We start from the raw sequence: 20,778 nt of genomic DNA, 5'->3' as shown, positions 1-20,778 counted from the left end.
TATTTTTTAATTAAAAGAGCTTGTCAAATCGACTGCTCCAACTCCTGTCAAAACTTCATCAGTGATGATGTACCAATCTGTGTTCACTTCTAAAGGAATATTGGCTTGATTATCTGTCAGGTAATTCATTCTCATGTAGTTTCCGCCTGCGAAATCAGAAGCTGTAACCGTTGGAAACATATCTCTTAAACGAACAGCTACTAAAACCCATTTTCCATTTGTATTATAATGAACCAGTTTTTTGCTTGCTGCAGCAGTTGCGTACAAGCGTAATGTTGGCGTAGTATTGTTTGTATTCAACCAAAAATGCAATACCGGATTGTTATTAAAAGCACCGTTGTCAAATGCTGTTTTCCAAGTGGTGTTTGTGGCAAGAGAGAATCTCATGTATGCGATACTGCTTCCATTATCTGTTGGAGACTTCATTTTTAAGTGATGGTAACTTGTACTGCTTGGAAACGGAGGCTGCTCTACTGTTCCGTTAAGTTGGTTAGCCGTAATTTGTGCAGCCTGACCCGCAGTAATTACCTCTATTCCTTGTGTTTCAAAGTTAAAATACGTCTGAACATCACGATTGATGTATGCCACTTGCGGACTTGAAACTACTAGTCCGCCCCCATAAATCAAATTGATTACATAAAACCCGGTTGGCAAATTTACCGGCGGTGCGAATGAAACGCTGGTTGGGGTTACGTCAAAAGTTGCAATTGCAGTTCCGCCAAAACTAATTGCCGTAACTAAATTCATATCTGTTCCTCCAATAACCACTTGCGTGTTTTTTAAGACTGCTTTTGGGAAACCGGAAACTTCCGGAGTTGGAATATCGATGGTATAATTGTCGTTTAAAGGAACCGAAACTTCGCCCGAAACTGTGTTGTAGCTGTACTTTAAAGTCAATGGGCTTGGTCCTGTGTTTGGCGTTTTCACAATTAGAGTTCGGTCATCCTGGTGTTCGATAATTCCGTCAACGGTTCCAAAAGTTACTCTTGTTACCACTTGAAGATTTTTTCCCGTAATCGTAATAACTTCATTTACCGCCGACATTACCGGAATATCAGATTTAATTTCCGGAACCGGGTAAATGATTGTCAAACTCTCTGCTGATGAAGCTTCCTTATTAGAATCTGTTGTCAATCTGATAGTACCACCTGTTGCACTGGCTGGTACTTTTATGATTAAAGTATGCTGGTTTTCACGAGAATAAATTTCAGCTGCGACGTCACCAATGTAAGCGTGAGTTACGAAATTTAAGTTTGTTCCAGTAATGGTTACCAGGCTTTGGATGGGTGCAGACGCTGGGGCAAATGATGCCACTGTTGGTTGTGCTGCCAATATTTCTTCAAAAGTCTGATCTACTTCTACATTAGCATCGCAGGCAAAAACTGCAGCTACAAGAACAAAACAGATTGATTTGTAAATATTTTTAAGTATTGTACTTCTCATATATTTTTTTTAAAATTATTTAACAACTAAAATTCCAATGTCTTTTTTATCTGTACCCGCTGCTTTTAGAGGTGATTTATCTTTTAGTATAAAATTCTTAACCTCTTGATACGAAGGATTTTTATCAATTATATTTTCTGAAACGGCTTTTCCTGATAATTTCATTTCTCCTGAATTGTAGATTACCGAATTTTTAATGGAGTTATTTTTTCCGTTCAGGCGAATTGGGTTCGTTACTTTTGGATTGTCAAAGAAAACGCTGTTGGTAATTTTTACGTTCACAATTCCTTTGTTTTGAAAAACCATATCTTTTTCTGTAGCTCCGGTTTTGGTAAAAATGCAATGATCTACAACTAAATTTCCGCCCACAGTCGATTCGTCATTTCCACCCCTGTAATAATTCAAAACCCATTGGCTGAAATCGATAAAAACTGTATTTTCCAGGATTACATTCTCTGAATTGTATTTTCCGGTGTCGTCTTTTTCAGAAGAAAGGTTGATGCCGCGGAAATTATTTCTCAAAATCGAATTGCTTATTTTGATAGTATCTGCAAAGGTTCCTTTTGAAGCTTTAATTACAGAACCGCCTTCTGCATTTGTGAAATCCGAGATAATTGATTTGTTTACAAAAATGCTGTAAGAACCCGGAGTATCTTCCTTTGGAGAAACAATTGCATATTTTATAGCTGCCGTATTTTTTGCCGTAAGGTTTACATTTTCAAAAGATAATCTTGCGCCGGATTCCACTCTGAACAAATAATTTGAGGCTTTTTCAGCAGCTGGATTGAAGCTGATAATTGTTTTTTCGGCACTTTCACCTATGATAGAAATGTCATCAGAAATTACAATAGAACGATCCAAAAGATAATTCCCGGGTGTCAAAACCAATTTTGTTTTTCCTTTTGCTTTTTTTACTGCTTTTTCCAGAGTTCCAATTCCTGGTTCTACAGTAATAGTTTGCTCTTGAATAGCAACTTTTGATGTCTTTGGATTCCAAGAAGTTCCCGTTTTATTTGCCATTACCTTGGAGAAAACAGAAAAATCAATGCCGCTTTTTTCATTTGGTATAAAAATTTCGCCTTCTTTTTTCCACGATAATTTCTTTGCCGTGAAGCCTTCTATTTTCTTTGAACTTTTACTGTCAATTATATTGTCTTTGAATATAATTCCTTTCATATCATCAAAAAAAACTATCGCATCTGTATCGCTTTCATTGTAAATAATATTATTATAAATCGTAGAGTTAATAGGCGCCAAAGAGCGTTCTTCATCTTTTCCGGCGCCTAATTGAAACGAGCTGGAATTGTAAAACACATTATCTATTACCTTCGCATTTTTTACTTGATTGTAACGATTTAGCGGACTGTTTGGAACGCCGTTCATCATGACCAGCGAACCTCTAAAATCTTCTCCGGTCAAGCCATAGAAGTAATTGTTTTTTACCGTGTGACCTTCATTTATAATTCGAACTCCACCAGTGTAAGGCTGCTTGTTTCCAAGGAAAACATTATTTTCAACAAGGCAATTATTTCCATGACGAAAAACCATAGAACCTTGAGATTCTAAGAATAAATTGTTTCTAAAAATGTTATTGCACGATTTGTTCGAAATGATTTCTACTTCGCCATTGCATTTTTCAAACTTGTTCCATTCCACGATTGTATTGGATTGAAACATTGAATTATGGCTTGTTCCAATTCGGATGGTTTCTCCACCATTTGAACCTAAAGGAGAACGTTCTCCAAAATAATTATGGTCAATTCTGTGGTTATTCTGATGGTTTTCTTCGCCTTTTAACCAAACGACCAAAGTGCATCCCTCGTTTGTTTTTCCAGCGATATAATTGTTATCAAAACGATTGTTTTTTCCCCATAATTCTACCCAATGGTTTGATTCTGTCTTTGTTTCCGGATTAAAATTTGTGATCGCGCAATTGGTTACTCTTGAATTATTGGCTACTTTGCTTTTGTTCATAAAAGAGATTACAAATTTGCTGTAACCATCTTTGAACCAAAGCCCTTTTGCAACCAAATATTCGCCTGATAATTTCAAGGAAGAATTGCCGGAAAGAATTACTTTTCCTGCTGTTTCCGCTTCCAGAAAAATGGAATCTTTTGAAATTCCTTTTGCATTAAAATCAATTGCCGTGTCTTTCCATATTCCATTTGACATTACGATTCTGTCTCCTGGTTTTACTTTTGAAATAGCTGCTGTCAATTCCTCCATGTTTGAAACTTTTATTTCTGAGGCATTGGCATTGGCTAAAAAAAGCAAACATAAATAAGCTGTTAGTGAATATTTTAAACTTTTCATATACTTAAAATTAATATCCTGTGTTTTGTGCGATCTTCGGGTTCAGGTCGATTTCATATTGCGGAATCGGCAATAAAATTTGGTAATGTTGTAACGGACCTGTGTTTAAAGAAGGATGCGCCGGATCATTATATTGAAATTCAGTAGCAAAATGCTGTGTCATAACCACTTCTGCTCTGCCGGTTCTGACCAAATCAAACCAACGGTGATTTTCAAAAGCAAACTCTACTCTTCTTTCATTTTCCAAAGCAATTTTGAAATTGAAATAAGTCGAAACATCTGCCAATTTTAAAGCAGCACTCGCTCCAAGTGAACGCGTTCTAACCTTATTAAGGTAACTCAAAGCTTCTGAATTTGGCCCACTTTGTTCATTAATTGCTTCTGACAACAAAAGCAAAGCATCAGCGTAACGAAGGATAATCCAGTCGTTTCCACCATCATCAACTGCGTTAAATGTCGAATTGTATTTTGTAACATGTTTATCTGCCTTAACTCCTCCGTTGAAACCTAGCCAGGTGTCAGCCATTGAAGCCGCTTTTCGTGGATCGCCAGCCGTGTAAGCCTGCGACATATTATCTGTTGGCACATTCAAACCATCGCCATTTCCAAAAACTACATAATTATCGCTTTGCAAAGGCGCGAAAAAGTTGGGATGCGGAGAACCTAAACCTACGCTTCCTGATTGGTAACGAACTGCAAACATGATTTCGTTATTGTATTCATTTCCAATATTGAAAACTGCTCCGTATGTGGGCTGCAAACTAAAATTACCACTAACAACTTCTGTCAGAACAGTTACAGCTTCACTTAAATTTGCGTTACCACCTGAAGTAAGCAATACTTTTCCAAGTAATGTTTTCGCCGCATCAGAAGCCACTCTTCCAAGGTTGGCGCCACTTTGCGTTGGAGGCAACATTTCTGATGCTAAGTGCAGATCATTTGCAATAAATTCATATACTTCGCTTTGCGGACTTCTATCCATTGTTTTCGCTTCCTTTCCTGAAACAGGAGTTTCAATTATGAAAACCCCACCCCAAAGACGCACCAAATTAAAGTAAGCGTGCGCTCTTAAAAAACGTGCTTCTCCTTCATATTGATTTCTTTGTGCCTGGTCAGTAACTACATTTAAATTCTGCAAAACAACATTTGAAAGATTGATCGTTTTGTAACACGCTTTCCAATATTCCTGCAGATAAACATTTTGTGAACTTTGCACAAAACGATCTACTTCTCTCACAGCCAAATCTTTAGTTTCAGTAGAATTTGGATTCATATAGGTATTATCAGAACGGATTTCTGTCAGCAGCCATTCTCTATTCTGCATTCCGTAAAGGCTGTTGTAAATAGAGATTACTGCCAGGTTTACTTCTGCGGGAGTAGTATAAAATTCGCCTACACTAATTTCTGAAATGGGTTGCAAATCAAGTGTCTCATCACAACTTGCAAAAAGAAATGCCGTACTTAATATTAAAACTTTTAAGCTTTTGACAGACCAATTATATTTTTTCATAACCTTTATATTTTTTTTAGAAATTAATGTCAATTCCGAAAGAAATTGTTCTTTGAACAGGGAAAGCACCTCTTTGATAACCTGAAATCAATGGCGAGCTGTAAACTCCTGAATTTGTAATTCCTTCTGGATTTAATCCGAAGAATCCTGATGATTTTACAAAAAGCAGATTTTCTCCTGACAAATAAAATCTTGCTTTTGTAATTCCTAATTTACTTGTAAAAACTTCTGGAGCAGAGAAACCTAAAGTCACATTTCTTAATGACATATAAGTTGCATCCTGAACTAAATAAGAAGTATTTTGCCATGCTCTACCATTATTTTCACGAGGTTTTGAAGCCGGAACACCTTCGCTGAACCATCTGTCCTGGGCAAAATCTTTGTATAAATAACGCATCTCATTATAGTAACCGTCCCCAAAGAAAACTTCGCCGCCAACAGAACCCTGAATTAGAAAATTCATATCAAAACGATTGAAAGTGATAGCATTATAGAACCCCCAGGTAAAGTCCGGGAATGGGCTGCCTAAAGTGGTTCTGTCTGAAGCATTGATAACTCCGTCACCGTTGATATCAGCCACTCTAATACCTCCAACAGCATCATCAGCAGAGTGTGGATTATTTGCCAATTCATCAGCAGTCTGCCAGACTCCAATCATTTTATAACCATAAAATTGAACTGCTTCCTCGCCAACTTTGGCAATATATTCTTCGTTTCTTTCACCCTGACTAATGAATTGTGCTTCACCACCAAGAGAAATTAACTTATTTTGATTAAAAGAAATATTAAATGCTGGCTTCCATGTGAAGTTTTTGGCACGAACATTTCCTGAAATTTCTACCTCAAAACCTTTATTTTGGATTTTTCCGATGTTGTTGAAAAATTGATTGTGACCTGTGATGTAAGAGACGTTTTGCTGCAGTAACAATTTATCTGTAATCGAATAATAATAGTCAAAAGTCGCGTTTAATTTATTTCCGAAGAAACTCAAGTCAGCACCTGAATCATACTCTAAAGTCTGCTCCCAACCGATTTCCGGATTTCCAAGAACATCCCCCGTTTCACCAAGTCCTGAAGTCACGCTTCCAGCACCCTGACCTAACGAATAATTTGAAGAATATAATAAATTGGTAAAAGAATAATTGGTAATATCATTGTTTCCGGTAATCCCAAAGCTGGTTCTCAATTTAAACCTATTTACCCATTGGATGTTTTGTTTCCAGAAATTTTCTTCGCTCACATTCCATCCCACAGAAGCAGAAGGGAAAATTCCGTATTTATTATCTGGTCCAAACAAAGATGAACCGTCAGCACGTGCTGCAATCGAAAGCAAATATTTATCTTTATAAGCATAATTTACTCTTGCCAGAAAAGAAAGCAAACCAATTTGTTCTTTTCTTGTGAATGTTTCGTTGGCGTCAATTACGTTGGCTCCGTTTAAAGTCCCAATATAATCTGAAGGAAACTGCGTTCCATAAATTCCGGTTCCTTTAATATTTGTTTTTTGGTATGTGATTCCTCCCAAGGCATCAATGCTGTGTTTTTTATTTTTCCATTTATAATTTAAAGTGTTTTCTGTAAGAAGATCTGCTTTTAAATTGCTGTCATCTTCCCCGATCGCTTGCCCGGTTTGATCTGCTTGTGAATTTCTAAAACGCTCATAATTTGAATAATCCAGATTTACACCACCAGAAGTCTTAAAAGTAAGACGTTTATTGATTTTATATTCTAATACAAAATTGGTGAGCATTCTATAATCGTGAATGTATCTTTCTTCGTTTTCCATTCTTGAAATCGGGCTATTGTTGTTCGTTCCCCAAAGCGAAGTCGTGAAGTTTTGCTGTACACCATTTTCATCTGTATAATTAAAATTTACATTATTAAAATGTCTTCCGTGCGCGTACTCACCAACAGGATAACCTGTCAATGCAGAAGTATATTCGTTGTGTTTTGAAGGCATAAAACTTAAAGAACGAGTCAAATCTGAATAAGAAATTGTAGATCTTCTTTTAAAACTATAAGAGGGTCTTAAATTCACGTCAAGCGTAAGTTTATCACTTAATTTTGCTTTTACGCGGGTTTGAAAATTAACACGATTCAGGAAATTGTCTTTCATTAAACCTTCATCTTCAATATATTGACCTGAAATATAATATGTTGCATTTTTTCCACCACCAGAAACATTCAGTTCATAATTTTTTATGGTTGCAAAATTTCTAATGCCTTCATCTTGCCAATCAGTACCACCACCAGAATGATTTGCTACCTCACGCATCCCTTTTTCACGAGAAGTATAACCTATTGTAGCCGGAACAGCTCCACTTAAACCAGCGGTGTAATTTTCTTGCAGTTGACGCTCTCTTCGCAACATATCCGTATACTCATAAGTATCATACATATCGATTTTTTCATAAACCGATTTTACCCCAAAGAATGATTTGAATTGATATAAAGTTTTTGTTTCAGAACCCGATTTAGTAGTCACTAAAATAACACCATTTGCTCCGCGAGAACCATAAATTGCCGTTGAACTTGCATCTTTTAAAACCTCGATAGATTCGATTGTGCTTGGATTTATAAACTCCAAACCATTTGAAATCGGGAAACCATCAACAACAACCAATGGATCACTACTTGCAGAAATAGAGCCCATTCCCCGGATCCTGATTTGTGGCGCTTCACCAACTTCCGAAGTTGTATTCTGGATTTGTAAACCGGCTATTCTTCCTTGCAAAGCTTTGTCTACACGAGAAACCGGAATTTCGTCAAGATTTGTATTTTCTAATTTGGAAACAGATCCTGTAATTGAAGATTTTTTCTGAGTTCCGTATCCAACAACCACAACTTCGTCAAGATTTTTGCTGTCTTCTACAAGAGAAATTGTGATATTTCGTTGGCCGTTAACTAATACAACTCTGGTTTTCATTCCCACAAAAGAAACTTGAATTGAGCTGTTTTCATTTACAGGAATAGAAAATTTACCTTCGGCATCTGTGATTATTGTAGTTTTTGAACCCAGAACAGTGACATTTGCGCCAGGCAATGATAATTTATCAAAATCTGCAATGACTGTTCCTGTTAAAGTATATTTCTCTTGCGCAAAAACAAAAGAGGTCAGCATCAAAGCCGAGAGTAAAATAAAGTTTTTTAATTTCATAAAGATATAAGCTTACAATCAGTAACATTAAGATATAGAGCATCCTGACCGGCTTATGGCCGATAATGCTTTTTTCATAAATAAGATCTGAAAATCAGATGTTTAATCTTGACTTAAATGCGTAGTAAAATCCACTTCCCCAAGCGATGCAACTTCACACAATGGTCATAACCGTCTATTATTTTCGAAGAAACTTTTAAAAAATACTTTCGTTGATATTCATTAAAGTTTCTGTTTTATTGCAATACTCATATAACGTCTTAAAATGAAATTGCAATTCACGTTTGGCTTTCTCAGGATTTTTTTCTCTTATAGCTTCATAAATTTGTTGGTGTTCTATAATATTTTCTCCATTCATCGAATTTTTACAAACATGGTATTTTTCAAAATTTGTAATAATTTCCGGAGTGATGATTAACATCAAGGTATTCAGCACAGGATTTCCACTGGCTTCAGAAATTTTCAAGTGAAACATTAAATCTTCTTCAACGGCACTTTCATTTTGTTCCACTTTATTTTTATAAGCGATTAATGCTTCTTCAATATTTTTTAGTTGTGCTTCAGTTCTTCTCTCAGAAGCTAAAGCCACAACTTGCATTTCCAACATAATCCTGCTTTCAACTAATGACTTAAAATCAGGTTTTTTTAATTGCAAAATATCTGTAATCATTCCGCTTAATGCTGGAACTCCAAGATTTGCAACAAAAGTTCCGCTTTGTGGCAATGTTTTCAGCAATCCGTAAAATTCCAATTTCTGAATCACTTCTCTTACGTTGCCTCTGCTCACACCAAATTCTTCAGATAATTTTCGTTCTGAAGGCAATCGGTCACCAGGTTTCAGTTTTTGTGAAGTAATTAATTCCTTCAACTTTTGAATGATTTGCTCTTCTTCCGGAGATTTAAAACTATTTAAACTAAATTCTTGCATTTGTAATTATAAATTGGTTGACCAAATATACGCATTTTTTTATATTAGCAAATATTAACTCATTTTTTATAGATAATAAAATCTAATGACAATTATATTAATTATAATTTAACAAAAAGGTTAAATACAAACCTTATAATTTGAAATATGTTAGCTTTTAACATTAAAACTAAAACGTTTTCGCAAATAATAAATAGAAAATTATTCAAACTATATCGTTTTTTCAATAATTATTAACAGACTTTTCATACTAAAACTAATATTTATATGTATTTTTGTTTTATAAAGGTACAATTATACTGCATTCAGACGGTAAAACCATTTTCCACTTCCCAAAAGCGATGCAACTTTGCACAATGGATGTGTAACGTACCAATAAACAGGAGTCTATCAGCAGATAAGACTCCTGTTTTGTTTTCTACAAGTCAGACCCAAAATTCAACCTTTTACCACCTCTAAATATTCATCAACGTTTTAGCTCTATAATTGCGGACAAAGCAATTATTATTAATTAAAATTACAAAAATCGCAATTTATTTTTTGGTTAACCAATTTTAATTATATACATTTACCGCACTTATTTATTCCTAATTATTATGAAACGTATATTTTCCCTACTCTTTTTAGCGATTTTTACAGGAGCTTTTGCAAAAGTTTCACTACCAAAGTTTTTCTCAGACCACATGGTCCTGCAACGCGAAGCTACAATCACAGTTTATGGTTGGGCTGGCAGCGGAAAAACAGTCAAAGTGAGTTTTAATAATAAAAATCTGGAGACAAAAGCCAATCAAAAAGGTGAATGGTCTATTGATTTCCCGGCAGAAAAAGCTGGCGGCCCTTTTGAAATGAAAATTTCAGAAGAAAACACAATTACTTTTAAAGACATATATATAGGAGATGTTTGGTTTTGTTCTGGACAATCTAATATGGGCTGGAAACTGGAAGACGCTTTAAACGGAAAAGAAGAATTATCAAAAGCGAATTACGAAAAAATAAAACTGCTTCAGGTTTCAAGAACAATGGCCGGAACGCCACAAAAAGACATTGAAAAAGGCCAATGGGAAACGTGTTCGCCAAAAAGCGGTGAAGGTTTTTCGGCAGTGGCTTATTTCTTTGGAAGAGAATTATTCCAAAAATATAATGTAGCAATAGGTTTGATAAATTCATCTTGGGGAGGTACCAACATTGAAGCCTGGATGAGCGAAGATTTGATGGGAAAACATGCTTCAGCAAGGAAAGTCATTGACAAAATGAAAACAATGAATTTTTCTGATACAGTAGAAACGTACAAAAAGGAATTTAAAGCCTGGGAAGAAAAAGCGGATCGGCTTGATGTTGGAACACAAGAAAAATGGCACGAAAAAACATATAACACTTCCTCCTGGAAACCTATTAATCTTCCTGTTTATTGGAGCAAAGCTAAAATAACGCCTAATGATGGTGTGATTTGGGTAACCAGAAGTTTTGATCTAACGGCAAAAGATCTAGCTTCAGACGATATTATCTTAAGCATCGGACGTGTTGATAATGAAGACATTACTTACATCAATGGAATTAAAGTTGGTGAAAGCACTCAAAAAGACTTAGACCGCTTTTACAAGGTTCCAAAAACTGTTTTGGTGGCTGGAAAAAATATTATCACAATTCGTGTAAAAAATACAGGAGACATTGGAGGTTTTCGTGGAGATGCTTCTTCTTTAAATTTAAAAACAGCTTCGCAAAAACTTTCCCTGGCGGGAGAATGGCGTTATGAAGTGGGAACAAAAGACATCGAGGAAGTTCCTGAGAGACAGCATCCAACGAAATATGCTACGTCGCTTTACAACGGAATGGTCGCACCTTTCTTCGGAATAAAAATTAAAGGAATTATTTGGTACCAAGCCGAAGCAAATTCTAAAAACGCAAAAGAATACGCAACAATGTTTCAGGAAATGATTACTGATTGGAGAAAAAATTGGAAATCGGACGTTCCGTTTATTTTTGCACAATTACCAAATTATGATAATCAAAATAACCGCTGGATTACGCTTCGTGAGTCACAAGCAAAAGCATTGAATTTGAAAAATACAGGAATGGCTGTCCTAATTGATGTTGGTGAGAATGACAATATACATCCCATTCACAAACAAGTTGTTGGAAAAAGAATGGCTTTAATTGCCCAAAATATTGCTTATGGAGAAAAAGAAGTTCCAGCCTCAGCACCTGTTTTTGACAGTTACAAAGCTGACAAAAATTCTATTACGGTAACTTTTAAAGAAGGAACTTTCGCTACCGAATCTGTAAAATCAAACATAAACGGTTTTATGATTGCCGGAAGCGATAAAAAATTCTATCCGGCAAATGCTTTTTTGCAAGCCGATTTAAAAACGATAAAATTGACAAGTTCTGAAGTTTCACATCCTGTAGAAGTCCGTTATTTGTGGGCTGATGCACCAGGAGAAATCATGCTTTATAACACAAGTGGTTTACCTACACCCCCATTTAGAACAGATAATTGGCAATAATAACAGGTTCTCGCTGCTTTGGAGTACGCCAATCTCTTCAAATCTTCCATAAATTTTATAGAAATTTTACAAAAATTTGTCCTATTCCTGTCACAAAAAAAATCCTATTTCTTACGAAATGGGATTTTTTTTTGATGATATTGAAATAATTATTAAACCCAATTCTACAGTAAAAAATCAGCATGTCTGTTAACCGTCAATAATGACTTTTCGGTGTTTTATTCCCCATTCTGCAAGATCATTTATGATCGTTTTTAACGTCAATCCATACTCCGTCAGCTGATAATGAATTGTAACAGGCTGCGTGTCGAGAACTGTGCGTTTAATCAATTTATTTATTTCCAAATCCCTCAATTCCTTGCTTAACATTTTATTAGAAATCCCGTTTACATCATTCAAAATATCTGTAAATCTTCTCTTATTATGATAACAGATCGATGAAATTATAGAAATTTTCCATTTTCCATTCAATATATCCATCGTATCATGGACAGCCATTATCTCTTTTCTGTGTTCAACCTGACATTCGTTACTCATAAGTTACTTTGTTACTCAAACGTTACTGTTACTTTTAGTTACAAAGTAACAAAAATAAACTTAACTGAATTAACTTTGCTCGTATAAATTTAAAATATAGAAAAAATGAATTTCACAAATAAAAATGTTCTTATAACAGGAGGAACTACAGGAATTGGATTAGCAACAGCAAAAGAATTCATAAAATCAGGCGCTAACGTTTGGATCACCGGAAGAAACAGCGAAAATCTTAAAAATGCAGCTGACGAAATTAACAATCCCAATTTGAAAACCATCGTGGCTGATACAGCAAACTTATCTGATCTTTCACTATTAGAAAAAGCTTTTGCAGAAAGTGGGAATAAATTGGATACGCTTTTTTTAAATGCAGGAATAGCAACATTTAGTTCAATAGAAGAAGTAACGGAGGCTGATTTTGATGCGCAGTTTAATACCAATGTAAAAGGTCATTTCTTTACACTTCAGAAATTGCTTCCTCATCTGGCAGAAGGTTCATCGGTAATTTTTACTTCGTCAACCGTTGCAACGGCCGCAAATTTAGGAAGCAGTATTTATTCGGCTACAAAAGGAGCATTAAATAAAATTGCTCAAATCGCTGCAAACGAATTAGCAGGAAGAAAAATTCGTGTCAATATTGTGAGCCCTGGTCCGGTTTCTACACCGGGACTTCATAAAGCTGTACCAGAAGACGCAAAAGAATTCCTAGCCAATGCTACTGCAATGCAGAGATTAGGAGACCCGGCAGAAATCGCAAAAACAGTATTATTTCTTGCTTCAGATGATGCAAGTTTTATTACCGGAACAGAGCTGTTAGCAGATGGAGGTTATATAAATTATGCTCTAAAATAAATTCATTGCCAGCTGCTAAATGACCCGATCTCAGACTCTGCATAAAATACGCCAATCTCTTCAAATCTTCCATTAAATTTATAGAAATTTGTTCCGTCGTGGTCACCACAGCCAAATGGCGCCAATTGAAGACAATTGGCGCCATTTTTTATATCATAAAAATAACTCAAACATTAAAAAGTAATTCCAAAACTATTTACTGACTGATTTTCATTTTATAAATCTTTATTTTCGCTATTGATTACATTAATCTTCTACTTGTACCCAGATCGCGCAGATTTATCTCAGCAACGATAGCGCGGATTTGCAATCCGTGCACGTAAAGATTGGTTTGGTTAGTTCTCTTTGTAAAAAAAACGTTAGCGCAAATTTATTTCCGCAACGATATCGCAGATTTGCAATCTGTGACCGCAAAATAATTGCTTCAAAAACCTATAAATAAAAAGTAAAACTTTTCATTATACTTTTTATTTTTGTAGGAAAAAAGAACGTGTCGACAAAATACAAAGCAACAACAACTGAGGAAGCATATTTCATAACTATAACTGCTGTAGGATGGATAGATATATTTACCAGACTAAATCAAAAAAATATTTTAATAAATGCTTTAAAATATTGTCAGGAAAATAAAGGTTTAGAAATTTATGCCTATTGCATTATGAGCAGCCATATTCATTTACTCTGCAAAGGGACGAATGGTTTTATATTATCTGATATTATTAGAGATTTTAAAAAATTTACATCAAAAAAAATGATACAGACTATAATAAATGAACCTGAAAGCAGAAGAGAATGGATGCTGGAATATTTTCAAAAGTCATGTGAGCATTTAAAAAAGGATCAGAATTATAAAGTTTGGCAAAATGGTTATCATGCGGAACATATTTACAGCAATAAATTTATTAAACAAAAAATAGATTACATCCATAATAATCCCGTAAAAGATAAAACTGTTAGTTCGGCTGAAGATTATTATTTTAGTTCAGCAAGGAATTATTCAGGATTAGAAAATGATTTAGATGTTGTTTTGTTGTACTTATTTTAAATGCTTGACTTTTGTATTTGCTCTTCTACTCTTCTATGCGGGCACAGATTGCAAATCTGCGCTAACGGGTAACGAATTTATAATTTTTAAGAAACAAAAAAATTGCGCGAAGTCTAGAGACATTTGCGGAGCTTTTCTTAGCAAAGGCTTTGGAGAGCGGGTTTTAAATCAAGAAACTTTATTAGACATCTATAATCTTATTACCCCCACAAACTTCATAATATTTTTAATATGGGAAGTTTATAAAAAAATTGCAAACATAGAAAGCTCTTTGAAAAAAATGTCCAACTCATAGAATACGGAAAATTATTTTATAGAAAATGTGATTCTCAATTTTCCAAAATCTTCCCAAATAATAAATTCGGGAATCATTAAATAAAAGGATTACTTTTAATTTTATTAAAGTGAAAATCAATTAGGAAATTTGATAACAAATTAATTCAACAACTAAAAAGAAATTAGTATCTTCTTATAACCATATTTTTAGACTATGTTAGAAAAACTACCTATTATTGAAAATTATTACTATGTTGCTATAATTGCGTTTTTTACATTTGTTTTAACAATGATAACGGCAAAGGGAAGTTTAACAGATCATAGATATAAATGGTACAAGTGGAAAAGGTACACCCCTAGAGGTAAACAAGCAATTGGTTTTGGTCTTCTTGTTGCTTTGACACTTTTTTTGCAAGATATAAACAATAGAAACGTTTCAAAGGATAATGATAAAAAGTTAAGTGATAAAGAAACATTAAGAGCAAAAGAAATTAAAGCAGGTGTTAAAAATGCTACAGACCAGCTTTTTGATGGTCTTTCATTAGCATTTAAAAAACAAGGCTTACAGTACGACACTATTAAGAATCAAGTCATCAAATTAAAAGATTCCGTAAAAACTACAATAATTAATGGAGAACCTCCCATACTTAGCTTCTCAAATTTGCAAATAGTAGATAGTTCATACTTTAAAAAAACTTACTCCGTTAAATTTACTTTAATATGTAAAAAAGCTGATAGTTATAATACAAACATTACTGTAGATATCTTTGCTGTTAGTCCAAATTCCAATATTTATACAATAAAACGTAATATAAATATTTTGTATAGAGGACAAATAATACAAACAAATGAAGAACTATCTAACACTATTACTATTCCAAAAGATACTTCATTTTATTCATTTTATGCATTTAGATTAAAAGGCTATTATTTTAAACATGACAAAACAAAAATTGATATTGATAACTTTTATCTTCTACGCCCAAGGCAAAAGTTAAACTATTTTCAGTTTCCTTTACAGATTCATGAAGATATTTTTAGATCATATTTATATAAAAACAATTTTTATTAATATTTAACTTCCCATAAACTTTCCAATAGATTAATACCAAAATTGATTTACAACACATTACACATAAGATTTGTTTCCATTCGAGGTTACAAAATTAAAATGCTATTTCTTACAAAATGTTTTTTTTTGTACTCCGATCGCGCAGATTTATCTCAGCAACGATAGTCTAGTTCTAAATATTCTTTCCACGACAATATAATTTCTTTTAAGTCATTTGTAGGCAAAGAAAAAAGAACATTATTATTTTTAATGAATTCGGGATGATCATAAAATTTGGTAATTTCTTTTTCCACATCCAACGTGACAAAAGAATCTGTTGAAAAAGATAAATTTAAAACGTCTCTTTTTAAAACTGAATTTAATCCTTCAATTGTGTCAATTATATCATACTGAGTAATTGTGTCGACAGCAAATTGGTTTAGAATTAAAATAGGAGAAAACATCAATTTTCCAAATTCGGATGAATTCTCGAATTTAATATTATACTTTTTTAAAATTTCTAAATCCATTTCAATTTTTATTTAATCAAATTTTAAAGCTTTCATTTGAGGCTATGCCATATAACGTTCTGGCGCTAGAGCGGGTTTGAGACTAAATTAAGCCCATTCTTCGGGTTTGCCAAATCACTCCAAATACAAAATCAACTTCAAGCCAATTGCCCAAATACGTTGTAGTAACTGTTAGCTATTGTTTATGATGTCGGATATTGCATAAAATAATTGTTATTTCCGTTCGTTACAATTGTTTTTAGTTCACTATTAATCCAAATGATATTATCAAATTCAATTGAAATTGGTTGACCTTCTTGGCCATTGGAATTATAGATATTTGTTCCGAATGAATAGTCCAAAAGATTTGTTGCTGAATAATTTCCATTATAGTGAACTATTGAGTTTCTTAAGCGTCTCAATTGCACTAAAAAATTTAATTCATCCATTGAGAAAATATTTGGTAATTGTTCAAAAAGGTGAGCCCCAAGAGTTCTGTTGTTAAGTGTGGCAGGTTCTGTTATTGTCTGTCCATTTTGGTGTGATGCAATCATTGACATAGCATACCTTTCATATGCAATTACTAAATCATTTAAATAGTGCCTTCTTATTGAATTTCCATATTCATTTACCCCGTCTAAATCAAAGTTATTAATTGAAGCAGCACTCATAATATTATTAGTCAAGCCTGAAGCTAAAACAATATCATTATGAAATGGTCTTTGATTAATAAAGTTCAATGATAAAAAACTAAAGTAAAAATTATTTTTAATTCGCTCAATTGAGCCATTAAATTCATCGATAAATTTATTCATAATTTCAGTTTTAAATAACAGCTAACTTATTATATGCCTAACGATATCCGACTTATATACTCTAAATTTGGTCGATATGCATGATAAATACTAGTATTCATTATCTTTCAAAAATAGGATTTTTATTTCATAAATTATCAAACGGGCTTTTCATTTATTGAATACTTTTCGTACTAACATGGTGCAAATATCGTTGGTCTTGATGCTTTGATGACCTGATAACCCGATCGCACTGATTTATCTCGGCAACGATAGCGCGGATTTGCAATCCGTGCACGCAAAGATTGGTTTGGTTAGTTCTCTTTGTAAAAAAAACGTTATTGCAGATATATTTCCGCAACAATATCGCAGATTTGCAATTTGTGCCCGCAAATTAATTCCTTTAAAAACCCATAAATAAAAAGTAAAATTTTCCAGTATACTTTTTATTTTTGTAGGAAAAAAGAAGGTGTCGACAAAATACAAAGCAACAACCACTGAGGAAGCATATTTCATAACTATAACTGCTGTAGGATGGATAGATATATTCACCAGACTAAATCAAAAAAATATTTTAATAAATGCTTTAAAATATTGTCAGGAAAATAAAGGTTTAGAAATTTATGCCTATTGCATTATGAGCAGCCATATTCATTTACTCTGCAAAGGGACGAATGGTTTTATATTATCTGATATTATTAGAGATTTTAAAAAATTTACATCAAAAAAAATGATACAGACTATAATAAATGAACCTGAAAAAAGCAGAAGAGAATGGATGCTGGAATATTTTCAAAAGTCATGTGAGCATTTAAAAAAGGATCAGAATTATAAAGTTTGGCAAAATGGTTATCATGCGGAACATATTTACAGCAATAAATTTATTAAACAAAAAATAGATTACATCCATAATAATCCCGTAAAAGATAAAACTGTTAGTTCGGCTGAAGATTATTATTTTAGTTCAGCAAGGAATTATTCAGGATTAGAAAATGATTTAGATGTTGTTTTGTTGTACTTATTTTAAATGCTTAACCTTTGTATTTACTCTTCTATGCGAGCACAGATTGCAAATCTGCGCTAACGGTAACATTGGAGATTCAGACGCTTTATTAGTCAAAAAATATTGCGGAGCCAAACCGTTTGACATGCGAAGTCAGTGGAAACAAAACTTCAATTTAACCTTTCAATTTAATTCTTCAGGAGATTTAAAACTAAAATTAAAATAGAATTATGAAAAAAAAGATATACATAACCTTAGCGACTCTAATTCTTTTGCTTTCGGCTTACTTTTATTGGGAAAATAGATACGTCGAACTTAAGCCTGTAATTTCAGCTGAAGAAAAATATACCCGTCAAATAATATTTTTTGACAATGATCTTTACAAATTTGCCAAGCCAAATGAGATTTCTCCAAGCTACTACAAGAATATAAAATGGGTTTTGGATGATTCTAGAGTGGATTATATTGAAGAAAATGGAGTTATTTATGTTCGAAATAAATTTCTAAACGACATGAATATGGTTTGGAATTACACCACTAGAGCTACCTCTACGAAATATTTTAAACTAGAAAGAGAGAAGGATAGTATTTATCTTATTTATAAAAAGGAATATGTAGAGTCACGGAGAAAAAAAATAGAATCTATTTTAAAAACTATAAAGACAGACTCTATTAAATTTGATGAAGATCACGAAAATAAAGAGAATTAAATACTATTCTCATTTCAACAACATCCTCTCAGTAATCATTTTATTCGAATAAACATCAATTCCGGTAACTTCGGCATATTTTACATTGGGTAACCAAAAAGAACCTCCTTCAATGCGCACAAATATTTTTTCTACCTGGATTTTTTTCTGATTTACACTAACAAAAACGTGATATTTTTGATCTGAATCTATCTTTTTCAAGGTTAAGGGTAACTTTTTATAGGATACAAACTGAAGCTCAAACTCCTCATTATTCAAGGATTTACTTTCTATTCCGTATGCAAATTTGCGTTGTATATAACTAAAATCTTTTTTTTCTCCTTTTTCAGCATATCTAATCCAATAGGCTTTTATAGGATTGGTTTTGTCTATTTTTCCATTCTCCTGATAGTTTATGGCATAAATAGCAGTGTTTGTATTGGGGTCGCGCTGAATGTAAAATAGCATATTATCTATGTTTTTAGGCGTTGGAAAAGTCAATGGCGACGGATTTTTAGATTGTGCCAATAGATTTCCGGAAATTATATTTACTAAGATCGTTATAACGATTAGTGTTTTTGTAAAATATTTAAATGGTAATTTATTCATAAAGAAATTTTTATATAACATTGGGTGTAATTATTTAAACACACTTCGACTCCGCTCAGTGCAGGCTCGAAAAATAGATTTGGCGCGCTTGAAAAAGGCGTTTCACTTGTTTACAAAAAACATAGTCGGTTATGTGTCCGAAACTGAGTTTCTTTTTGTTTTATTTTTTTATATATAAAATCTATCCCGTACCAAAGTTTTGGGATCGGGCAATGTCATTAAGTCAAGCTTTTAGAAAATAAAATTATTGCAAATCAAATCCGTTTTTATCCGCGTTTTTACGAAGTAAATCTGTTTTATCCGCGTCACAATTAGACACTGATTTTACTGATTCGCTAAAGCGAAAACGCTGATAAATATTGATTTTCTAATTTGATTCAATTACATTCTGCTTTTCTTTTGCCCTAAAAACCCAATTTTTAATCAGTGGATAATTAAAACCATAAGAAACAAAACTATCGGTGATTAGTCTTCCGATTCTGTAATCGATTTGAAATGATTTTTGCAAAATAAGTGTACCAAATGATTTCAAGGAAATACTTCCCAAAACCACCAATGCAAATTTAAAAAGCTGACTATTGATACGGCTGCTATAACCGGATTGATTCTTAAAAACCCAAAATCTATTGATACTGAAATTGACAATTGCGCCAATGGTTCCGGAGATTAGAATAGAAAAGGTAAAATGCAATTTGAATACTTCTGTCAATAAAATCATTAAACCATAATCGGTAATGCCGCCTAAAAATGCCGCAACTTGTGCTTGCAGAAAAGTGGAAATGGATTTTTTGCTGAACATATCAGTCTTGGTTTTTATCTCTTAAATCGCCCAGCTTTAAAAGTTTTAAGCTATCAATAACATTGATTATAAATAAGAGAATAGTGATGAAACCAGCCAAATAGGTTATTGATCCCTGAAATAAAACTTCCAGAATTAAAATTAAAGCAATAATAAACCTTAGTTCTGTTGGACCAACAAATCCGGAATCTATACTGTATTCATTGGTTATTTTGTAGCGCAACTGGCTGATGATGATCGACCAGCCATACAATGCGACAAAAGCAAAGGCTATTATTTGTGTGCCATTTTCAGCATAAATGTAGTAGCCAAAGCCAATAAGTACAATACCAATCCAATCGGCAATAATATCGAGTGCAAAACCATACCAACGGCGTGGAATATTTCTGAAATAAGCCAATCTTCCGTCTAATGAATCTCCTAACCAATTTATAACCAAACCAATAATACCCAAAAGTAAATACCAATTGGCGAAATAAGTACCTAAAACAAAAGCCAGGAAAACCAATCCAGAACCAAGCGTACCAATTAGGGTGAGTACGTTTGGTGAAATTAATTTAGGCACTTTTGGAAGCAAAAATACAATCGTTGACTGTTCTGCCCTTTTTAAAATATTAGTTCTCTTACGGTCTGAAAATGTTCGTTGTACAATTACATTATGATTTTCAACCTGTGTTTCGTTCTCCATTAATAGCGCAATATTTGTAAGCCTGACACTATAGCCAGTTCTACTTTTATAATTTTAAATTTTATTTTTCTTTG

The 20,778-nt window shown here is 33.5% G+C and carries 17 protein-coding genes; 6 read left to right on the top strand and 11 right to left on the bottom strand.

Going from position 1 to position 20,778, the window contains the following annotated elements:
- Window positions 1–6: 6 nt before the first annotated feature.
- The 5 genes from LNP81_RS17720 to LNP81_RS17700 form a co-directional block, all read right to left on the bottom strand.
- The gene (locus LNP81_RS17720; protein WP_230038162.1) at window positions 7–1,443 is read right to left on the bottom strand and encodes an IPT/TIG domain-containing protein; all 1,437 of its coding nucleotides are present in this window, start codon (window positions 1,441–1,443) and stop codon (window positions 7–9) included.
- Window positions 1,444–1,458: 15 nt separating this feature from the next.
- On the bottom strand, window positions 1,459–3,756 hold the full coding sequence (locus tag LNP81_RS17715; protein WP_230038160.1) for a polysaccharide lyase 6 family protein: 2,298 nt from the start codon (window positions 3,754–3,756) through the stop codon (window positions 1,459–1,461).
- A 10-nt stretch (window positions 3,757–3,766) separates the two neighbouring features.
- The gene (locus LNP81_RS17710) at window positions 3,767–5,266 is read right to left on the bottom strand and encodes a RagB/SusD family nutrient uptake outer membrane protein (RefSeq protein WP_230038158.1); all 1,500 of its coding nucleotides are present in this window, start codon (window positions 5,264–5,266) and stop codon (window positions 3,767–3,769) included.
- A gap of 16 nt (window positions 5,267–5,282) precedes the next feature.
- Window positions 5,283–8,423: a SusC/RagA family TonB-linked outer membrane protein gene (locus tag LNP81_RS17705; protein ID WP_230038156.1), complete on the bottom strand. Its 3,141-nt coding sequence runs from the start codon at window positions 8,421–8,423 to the stop codon at window positions 5,283–5,285.
- 196 nt (window positions 8,424–8,619) lie between these two features.
- The gene (locus tag LNP81_RS17700; protein ID WP_230038154.1) at window positions 8,620–9,351 is read right to left on the bottom strand and encodes a FadR/GntR family transcriptional regulator; all 732 of its coding nucleotides are present in this window, start codon (window positions 9,349–9,351) and stop codon (window positions 8,620–8,622) included.
- A 596-nt stretch (window positions 9,352–9,947) separates the two neighbouring features.
- On the opposite strand from LNP81_RS17700, the gene LNP81_RS17695 reads away from it, so the two are divergent.
- Complete coding sequence (locus LNP81_RS17695; RefSeq protein ID WP_230038152.1) at window positions 9,948–11,855, top strand: sialate O-acetylesterase; 1,908 nt, start codon at window positions 9,948–9,950, stop codon at window positions 11,853–11,855.
- Window positions 11,856–12,044: 189 nt separating this feature from the next.
- Here LNP81_RS17695 and LNP81_RS17690 read toward each other — a convergent pair whose 3' ends face one another.
- On the bottom strand, window positions 12,045–12,392 hold the full coding sequence (locus LNP81_RS17690; RefSeq protein WP_091131982.1) for a winged helix-turn-helix transcriptional regulator: 348 nt from the start codon (window positions 12,390–12,392) through the stop codon (window positions 12,045–12,047).
- A 105-nt stretch (window positions 12,393–12,497) separates the two neighbouring features.
- On the opposite strand from LNP81_RS17690, the gene LNP81_RS17685 reads away from it, so the two are divergent.
- From LNP81_RS17685 to LNP81_RS17675, 3 genes are all read left to right on the top strand, one after another.
- Window positions 12,498–13,241, top strand: a complete 744-nt coding sequence (locus tag LNP81_RS17685; RefSeq protein WP_230038150.1) for an SDR family oxidoreductase — start codon at window positions 12,498–12,500, stop codon at window positions 13,239–13,241.
- A 490-nt stretch (window positions 13,242–13,731) separates the two neighbouring features.
- Complete coding sequence (locus LNP81_RS17680; protein WP_230038148.1) at window positions 13,732–14,286, top strand: REP-associated tyrosine transposase; 555 nt, start codon at window positions 13,732–13,734, stop codon at window positions 14,284–14,286.
- A gap of 490 nt (window positions 14,287–14,776) precedes the next feature.
- Entirely contained in the window at window positions 14,777–15,634 is an 858-nt protein-coding gene (locus LNP81_RS17675) for a hypothetical protein (protein WP_230038146.1), read from the top strand.
- 152 nt (window positions 15,635–15,786) lie between these two features.
- On the opposite strand, the gene LNP81_RS17670 is transcribed toward LNP81_RS17675, so the two are convergent.
- Both LNP81_RS17670 and LNP81_RS17665 read right to left on the bottom strand, forming a co-directional pair.
- Window positions 15,787–16,143, bottom strand: a complete 357-nt coding sequence (locus tag LNP81_RS17670) for a hypothetical protein (RefSeq protein ID WP_230038144.1) — start codon at window positions 16,141–16,143, stop codon at window positions 15,787–15,789.
- Between the two features lie 182 nt (window positions 16,144–16,325).
- Complete coding sequence (locus LNP81_RS17665) at window positions 16,326–16,937, bottom strand: hypothetical protein (RefSeq protein ID WP_230038142.1); 612 nt, start codon at window positions 16,935–16,937, stop codon at window positions 16,326–16,328.
- Between the two features lie 448 nt (window positions 16,938–17,385).
- Between LNP81_RS17665 and LNP81_RS17660 the strand changes: the two genes are divergently transcribed.
- Both LNP81_RS17660 and LNP81_RS17655 read left to right on the top strand, forming a co-directional pair.
- Window positions 17,386–17,943 (top strand): REP-associated tyrosine transposase, encoded by a 558-nt coding sequence (locus LNP81_RS17660; RefSeq protein ID WP_230038140.1) that lies wholly within the window; start codon window positions 17,386–17,388, stop codon window positions 17,941–17,943.
- Between the two features lie 206 nt (window positions 17,944–18,149).
- Window positions 18,150–18,629 carry a hypothetical protein gene (locus LNP81_RS17655; protein ID WP_230038138.1) on the top strand — a complete coding sequence of 160 codons (480 nt, stop codon included), beginning with the start codon at window positions 18,150–18,152 and terminating at the stop codon, window positions 18,627–18,629.
- 9 nt (window positions 18,630–18,638) lie between these two features.
- On the opposite strand, the gene LNP81_RS17650 is transcribed toward LNP81_RS17655, so the two are convergent.
- The 3 genes from LNP81_RS17650 to LNP81_RS17640 all read right to left on the bottom strand — a co-directional run bounded on the left by LNP81_RS17650 (window position 18,639) and on the right by LNP81_RS17640 (window position 20,704).
- A complete protein-coding gene (locus LNP81_RS17650; RefSeq protein WP_230038136.1) occupies window positions 18,639–19,217 on the bottom strand; it encodes a DUF4833 domain-containing protein in 579 nt (192 codons plus the stop codon).
- A 367-nt stretch (window positions 19,218–19,584) separates the two neighbouring features.
- Entirely contained in the window at window positions 19,585–20,016 is a 432-nt protein-coding gene (locus LNP81_RS17645; RefSeq protein ID WP_230038134.1) for a GtrA family protein, read from the bottom strand.
- A gap of 1 nt (window position 20,017) precedes the next feature.
- Window positions 20,018–20,704, bottom strand: coding sequence for a CDP-alcohol phosphatidyltransferase family protein (locus LNP81_RS17640; protein ID WP_230038132.1), 687 nt, complete (start codon window positions 20,702–20,704; stop codon window positions 20,018–20,020).
- Window positions 20,705–20,778 lie beyond the last annotated feature (74 nt).

This window comes from Flavobacterium piscisymbiosum (assembly GCF_020905295.1).
Taxonomy (GTDB): domain Bacteria; phylum Bacteroidota; class Bacteroidia; order Flavobacteriales; family Flavobacteriaceae; genus Flavobacterium; species Flavobacterium piscisymbiosum.
This window is presented reverse-complemented; position numbering and strand designations above follow the sequence as displayed.

Excerpts from the sequence above, each read along its gene's own strand:
- LNP81_RS17685 (WP_230038150.1), top strand. The coding sequence starts at position 12,498 with ATGAATTTCACAAATAAAAATGTTCTTATAACAGGAGGAACTACAGGA.
- LNP81_RS17695 (WP_230038152.1), top strand. The coding sequence starts at position 9,948 with ATGAAACGTATATTTTCCCTACTCTTTTTAGCGATTTTTACAGGAGCT.
- LNP81_RS17700 (WP_230038154.1), bottom strand. The coding sequence starts at position 9,351 with ATGCAAGAATTTAGTTTAAATAGTTTTAAATCTCCGGAAGAAGAGCAA.
- LNP81_RS17715 (WP_230038160.1), bottom strand. The coding sequence starts at position 3,756 with ATGAAAAGTTTAAAATATTCACTAACAGCTTATTTATGTTTGCTTTTT.
- LNP81_RS17690 (WP_091131982.1), bottom strand. The coding sequence starts at position 12,392 with ATGAGTAACGAATGTCAGGTTGAACACAGAAAAGAGATAATGGCTGTC.
- LNP81_RS17675 (WP_230038146.1), top strand. The coding sequence starts at position 14,777 with ATGTTAGAAAAACTACCTATTATTGAAAATTATTACTATGTTGCTATA.
- LNP81_RS17645 (WP_230038134.1), bottom strand. The coding sequence starts at position 20,016 with ATGTTCAGCAAAAAATCCATTTCCACTTTTCTGCAAGCACAAGTTGCG.
- LNP81_RS17655 (WP_230038138.1), top strand. The coding sequence starts at position 18,150 with ATGAAAAAAAAGATATACATAACCTTAGCGACTCTAATTCTTTTGCTT.
- LNP81_RS17705 (WP_230038156.1), bottom strand. The coding sequence starts at position 8,423 with ATGAAATTAAAAAACTTTATTTTACTCTCGGCTTTGATGCTGACCTCT.
- LNP81_RS17710 (WP_230038158.1), bottom strand. The coding sequence starts at position 5,266 with ATGAAAAAATATAATTGGTCTGTCAAAAGCTTAAAAGTTTTAATATTA.
- LNP81_RS17720 (WP_230038162.1), bottom strand. The coding sequence starts at position 1,443 with ATGAGAAGTACAATACTTAAAAATATTTACAAATCAATCTGTTTTGTT.
- LNP81_RS17640 (WP_230038132.1), bottom strand. The coding sequence starts at position 20,704 with ATGGAGAACGAAACACAGGTTGAAAATCATAATGTAATTGTACAACGA.
- LNP81_RS17665 (WP_230038142.1), bottom strand. The coding sequence starts at position 16,937 with ATGAATAAATTTATCGATGAATTTAATGGCTCAATTGAGCGAATTAAA.
- LNP81_RS17670 (WP_230038144.1), bottom strand. The coding sequence starts at position 16,143 with ATGGATTTAGAAATTTTAAAAAAGTATAATATTAAATTCGAGAATTCA.
- LNP81_RS17650 (WP_230038136.1), bottom strand. The coding sequence starts at position 19,217 with ATGAATAAATTACCATTTAAATATTTTACAAAAACACTAATCGTTATA.